The 5450-nt window shown below is 53.4% G+C and carries 3 protein-coding genes and 1 pseudogene; 3 read left to right on the forward strand and 1 reads right to left on the reverse strand.

Features of this window, described 5'->3' with window-relative positions; all coding sequences use genetic code 11:
- Nucleotides 1–183 precede the first annotated feature (183 nt).
- The 3 genes from RMSM_RS20410 (at nucleotide 184) to RMSM_RS20425 (ending at nucleotide 4470) form a co-directional block, all read left to right on the forward strand.
- Complete coding sequence (locus tag RMSM_RS20410) at nucleotides 184–576, forward strand: hypothetical protein (RefSeq protein WP_236622232.1); 393 nt, start codon at nucleotides 184–186, stop codon at nucleotides 574–576.
- Between the two features lie 449 nt (nucleotides 577–1025).
- Entirely contained in the window at nucleotides 1026–2387 is a 1362-nt protein-coding gene (locus RMSM_RS20420; RefSeq protein ID WP_008700483.1) for a serine hydrolase, read from the forward strand.
- Between the two features lie 361 nt (nucleotides 2388–2748).
- Nucleotides 2749–4470, forward strand: coding sequence for a hypothetical protein (locus tag RMSM_RS20425; protein WP_008700485.1), 1722 nt, complete (start codon nucleotides 2749–2751; stop codon nucleotides 4468–4470).
- A 704-nt stretch (nucleotides 4471–5174) separates the two neighbouring features.
- Here the strand turns inward: RMSM_RS20425 and RMSM_RS41135 are convergent.
- Nucleotides 5175–5450 (reverse strand): annotated as a pseudogene (locus tag RMSM_RS41135) (tetratricopeptide repeat protein); the annotation flags it as partial.

Consider the following 5450-nt stretch of genomic DNA (forward strand, 5'->3'; position numbering starts at 1 on the left):
GATCTATATCGGCACTGAAATGGGGTGTAAGAAATGGTTCGCAGATCGAAAATGACATGGTCGGTCCCACGCTGGGCGTTTGTGCCCCCGCTTTGGCAATCGCTATGTCGCTGCGTTTTGAATGGTCAATCGATCAGAAACATTTGCGTTGGAACATTGGTTTCATGCGGCGTGATTGTAATCGTGCTGAAGATTGCTGTTCCAGGGCTGGTCCTTCCCAACCTGTGGCATGTGATTGTCGCGCTGCCGATGATACTGCTGGCGTTGGTTTTTCAATTCGGAATACTTGCCGTCTTTCCTCCGAGCGTGACGTTGCGTCCTAGTCGCTTGAATAAATCACATGGTCAAACGGGGGTGCAGATCAAAGCCGAGCAATTCGTTGCCATTCAATTGTTTGTCCATCGCCAGGACCGGATCCGGTTAAAGCTACGCTACCGTCAGCTAGATCGACTGCACACCCTTGTGATCGGGGTGCCGAATTCGGTGGATCTGGATCAATTGGTCGCGATGCTACCGATCTCGCCCAAAATTCGAGACGCAAGATCACGTTCGATCTCGGTTGCTGATTGCAGCTAAATAGCGGGAAGGTGACAGTACGAGCACACCTATCAACGAACATTCTTCTGTGGCGGCCCAGCGGGTTTCGACAGCGATGTTGTTATGAAAAGTAAGGTTCGAAAGGATCTTTCCGCGACACTCCGAAAAAAGTCCGAAGAAATACTTCGTTCTCAAGTGTTGGTGGCGGCAGCAAAGGGTTTTCTGGGAAACAAACAACCGATTGCATCAACGAGTCAATGGACTGTTTTGCGGCAGACCACAAACTTGACACTTGACCGGTAGCAGATGAAAATACCGTCCTTTGTCATCCGCTGCGAAGTCGGGGGCAAGCAGGGAGGGCAAGCAGTAAGGGCAAGTTCGCGTGCTGGGCGAGCGCACCCCAAAGCGAACCGTTCGTCCCCTCGCCCCGGAAGAAGAACAAGCTACGTGAAGAAGTTCGGACCCATTTGAACCGGTGTGCCCCTGCTATGTTGAATTGCGGAAAGGTTATTTCATTTGCGATCGTTGCGTTTGTATGCATCTGCGTTGTCGCTGCGCAAGATATCGGTGAGCTGTCGCGCACCTGGACTAGCGCCGATGGATCATTCACCGTCGATGCTGAATTGATCGACATCCGAGGTCGGACCATCCGGCTCCGCAAATCGGATGGTGATACCATCACCGTACCATTAACGAAGATCAGCGAGTCCGACCGTGAGTATGTCCGCAATCGACAGGACGAGATGCGACAGGACAGCAAGCGAAATCGAGATCGACGCCCAGCCACGGCAAATACTTCGCCTCTTGTCCAACGTAACGTTGCCTCACTGAACGCATTGCTCGAACCCGTGCGACAAAAATATGGGATTCCCGCCTTGGCGGCAGCGGTCGTTCAAGGGAACCAAATTGTAGGAGTGGGGGCTGTCGGGGTGCGACAGATGGATTCCGCCGAAGAGGTGACCGTTGCGGACAAGTTCCACCATGGATCAATATCGAAACCGATGACGTCCATGCTGCTTGGCATGCTCGTTGATCGAGGAAAGCTCAATTGGAACACAACTGTTGCGCAGGCGTTTCCCGAGCTGATTGATAAAATTCGTCCCGAATACGTCAATGCGACCTTGGAGCATTTTCTACTGCATCGTTCCGGCTTGCCGAGTGATCGACGTCAATCACCCGAGCTCAGTGCAGCGATTAGAGAAGTCAAAGGGAATATCGTTGAGCAGCGGAAAGAGATGGTCGAGATTGTGCTCAAGCAACCGCCCGTCGCACCGCTTGGTGCACAACATGTGTACGCCAATTTTGGATTCTGCGTCGCTGCCGCAATGGCCGAGGCGGCGACGGGGCAATCCTGGGAAGACATGATGAGCGAGATGATTTTCAAACCGCTCAAAATGGAAACGGCAGGTTTCGGCCCACCCTCAAGCCCCGACGAGATCGATCAACCGCGTGGGCACATCGGGCTGGGCGCGGAGATGAAACCCGCCAGCCCAACCGCTGATAACGCACCGTGCATGGGACCGTCTAGCCGAGTGCATTGCAGTGTGACCGATCTCGCGTTATTCGGGCAAGTTCACTTGCAATACGGTCCCGTTACTTCAAAACTTGTGTCACGTCCAACCTTTGTTCGGTTGCACACCGACCAGCTAAAGCAAAACTACGGGCTCGGATGGACGATCACTAATCCTGAATGGGTTCCCGGTGAACTTCATTGGCACACAGGGACCAATGGCATGAATTATTCTGGACTCTACGTTGTCCCTGCACGCAACATGGTTGTGGTCGTTGCGATGAACGCGAAGTCGAGCGAGGCCTGTACGGAAGTAAGGGACCTGATTCTCCGCCTTTGATGTCACGTCCGCACGAAGTGCCCGCGTGAACTGACCATGAGCTGAAGTTTGGTGGGTGGAGCGGTGTGCTGTCGCTGCTACAGCGGATATCTGCTTCGCACTGGAGTGCTCTCATTCGCGGATTGGTTTCTGTGCAACGACTTTGGCCACGAATCCATCGGAGCATCTGTAAGATGCAATGACTCCGCGCGGGCCCGGGTGTGCCCCGAATCATATCATACAGTGCCAAGACAAATCGTTGCTTTAATAGCAAACGCAAGCAATAGATTGCAGCTGTACCTCTGACTCGCGTACAATCTCACGAAATCGATCGACTTTCGATGTCAAAATACATCTACTCGTATCCATTGAGCTTCTCCCAATGACGATTGCCAAGCGATTTTGTGCTGTCCTACTGTTGCTGTCGATCTCAACGACGCATTGCTGCATTGCAACGGAACCTGCTACGAGTGTGGACGACGGTAAGTCTGATCGGTTTGCGGCTGTGCAGGTGATGGAGTCGCTTCCGATTCGCGTTATCGATTCGAAAGGCGAGCCTGTTTCGGGAGCAACGATCACTCCATGGGCACTGCGAAGCGCACAAGGGCATGGTCGTTGGCCGAACGGCGAGTACGATCGGACGCATGCCCAACCGGAATCGGTTGTTACAAGTGGAGCAGGCGACGCAATCATTGAGTATCCTTTCTTCAAGGATTTGGGTGAGGGGGTCCGTACGATCGGAGTCTCCATTTTTGTCGACCATCGTGACTTTGCGTTTCCGGACGCGATTCACATCGATGTCCCGTTAGAGAGCGATTTGGTTTATGAGGTCATACTCGACAAAGGTGTCGCCGTTGAACTGCATCCGACGATTGACAGCGAGATTGCCGATACGAGCAAACTATTTGCATACGGGTCGGACGGACGCTCTTGGATGCCAAGTGACGCAATCGAGCGAACCGAAACCAGCCTTCGGTTGCCGCCAATCAAGCCTGGCGGACACAGCGTGCTCGTCGCCAGAATGGAGGGGGATCGTATTACGCATTTTAGTGAGATTTTGGACTTCGACGTTCCACAACGCGATACGTTCGCGGTAGAGGTTCCGCTCAGTCCGGTAACACCTATCCAAGGTGTGTTGAGTGATAATGTTCCACGGCCCGTTATTGCAGGACGGATTAATCTCAGTACGCTGCCTCCGAGCGGGGCAAGCGACAACCGCGTCGAGTGGGATACTTGGGTGCCAATCCAAGCGGATGGAACCTTCACAGTCGAGGCTTGGCCAATGGATGAGAAGATCCAAGTCATCGCCTTATGTGACGGGTTTATCGCAAGTTCGGGCGAGTCACCCGCCGAATATGAAGGCCCACGAGACTCTGCTAACACTCACGTAATTCGCCCACAGGTTTTCGATCCACTTGACGAGGGGCCGATTACGATCGAAATGACGCCACTAGTGAACTGTCTGGTGAAAGCGGTTGACGAGGACGCCGAGCCCGTCGCGGGCGTGACGGTTGAAGCTTGGCCGAACGTCATTTGGTGGAACAGCGGAGCTCAGATCTATTGCGGCTCCCTTATGAAGGGTGAACGACGGATGCGATATCGAGATTACGATTCAAGTATTGACAAGGGTTTTCCTCAGCCGTTCCGTGCGACGACTGATCGCAACGGAATTGCCACGTTAGAGCTGCCCGAAGGGAATCGATCGGTGGGAGTTATTAGCGATAGCTACGAACTACCTATCATTCTCGGCCGTCGCTACAAGAAGGTTAATTTGATCCCTGGCGATACGACCGAAGTCACAATCCAATTGCATCCGAGGGGTACTGAAAGACTGGGTGATTGGGACAAGCTGGCTGGAGTTGTTTTTGGATGTTCTACCCGCGAAGGAAGGCGAATCCGTGCGTTGCCAGGTGTGTCTGAGAAAATGGAGGAGTTTGCAGTACGATTCCGCGACGCAAAATCACAAAGCGACCCGAAGCTGCTTGCGGATGCGTTCGCAGTGGTTGCAAGTGCATTCGCTGATATCGAAGATTTTGGCGAGGCAGCACGTTGGTATCAAAAAGCAGCTGAACAGGTCGAAGCCGCTGAGGCCGCGAATAAGTGAAGAGGCAATGACCCTGCCCTGGATAAACGTTGGACCAGCGGATGTAGCTGAGCAGCGACAGGGCATCGCGAATGCCGGTTCCTCGTCGGAGTCCCTCTGCTAGTCAAAGTCACGCTTCAATTTTGTGAACCGCGTATAACGTTTATGATAAGTTGATGAATTGATTCGGGTGATTGTGCTCGTGTTTTGACAGCCTGCTTGGTGGTCGCAAGTTAAATGATCTCTATGACACGCCGCGTCCAATTTTTTAATACGTCGTCACAGTTTGTGGCCAATGGCCTCCAGCGTGCAATGAACGGCATCGAGGCCGAGGTTCGTCCCGTGATCGAACAGAAGCACGCACACCAATGGAATGCCTCGGGGTTTTTCAAACGCTGGCTCTTGCGGCGGCAAATTGAACGTGAGATTACGGAGTGCATCGCGGAACGTCTGGCCTCTATCTCCCCTGACTCACTTTTTTGACCGTCGCCATCGCTCATCGCAACGCGATAGAAAGCCTTGTCAATGACGACAGCAGTGAGCATGATCTGTCGCCGTCGCTTAATCTTTCTGTCGCACCAATTTTTCTGTCACTACTTGCAGAATGAACAAACGCACTGTGACAACGCAGGATAATTCCGCTGTCGGAACATTGACGATCGTTGCCAACATGGCGAATCAAACTTGTGGTTGAAAACCTTGGCTCCGTCGATCACGGCTTCCCACTACCGTTGCAGTTCTTCGTATTGGCGGCGAAGGTCGGGGGCGTCCGGGGGACGCGTTAGCAGGATGTAGCGTGCCCGTTGTTGAGCTTCGTCGTCGTCACCGATCTGTTTGATCGCCCGGATCGACTCGATCTTGGCTTCATGCCAAGCCTCGCTGCCCACCGGCAACCCGGCTGACAAGCGATCCCACCACTGGATCGATTGACGACGGGCGTCCGCATTGTCGCTGCTGCCAAACATCGTTGCTGCGGTGCGGATGATCGCGACCGGGTGAGT

It is taken from the genome of Rhodopirellula maiorica SM1, assembly GCF_000346295.1.
GTDB lineage: Bacteria > Planctomycetota > Planctomycetia > Pirellulales > Pirellulaceae > Novipirellula > Novipirellula maiorica.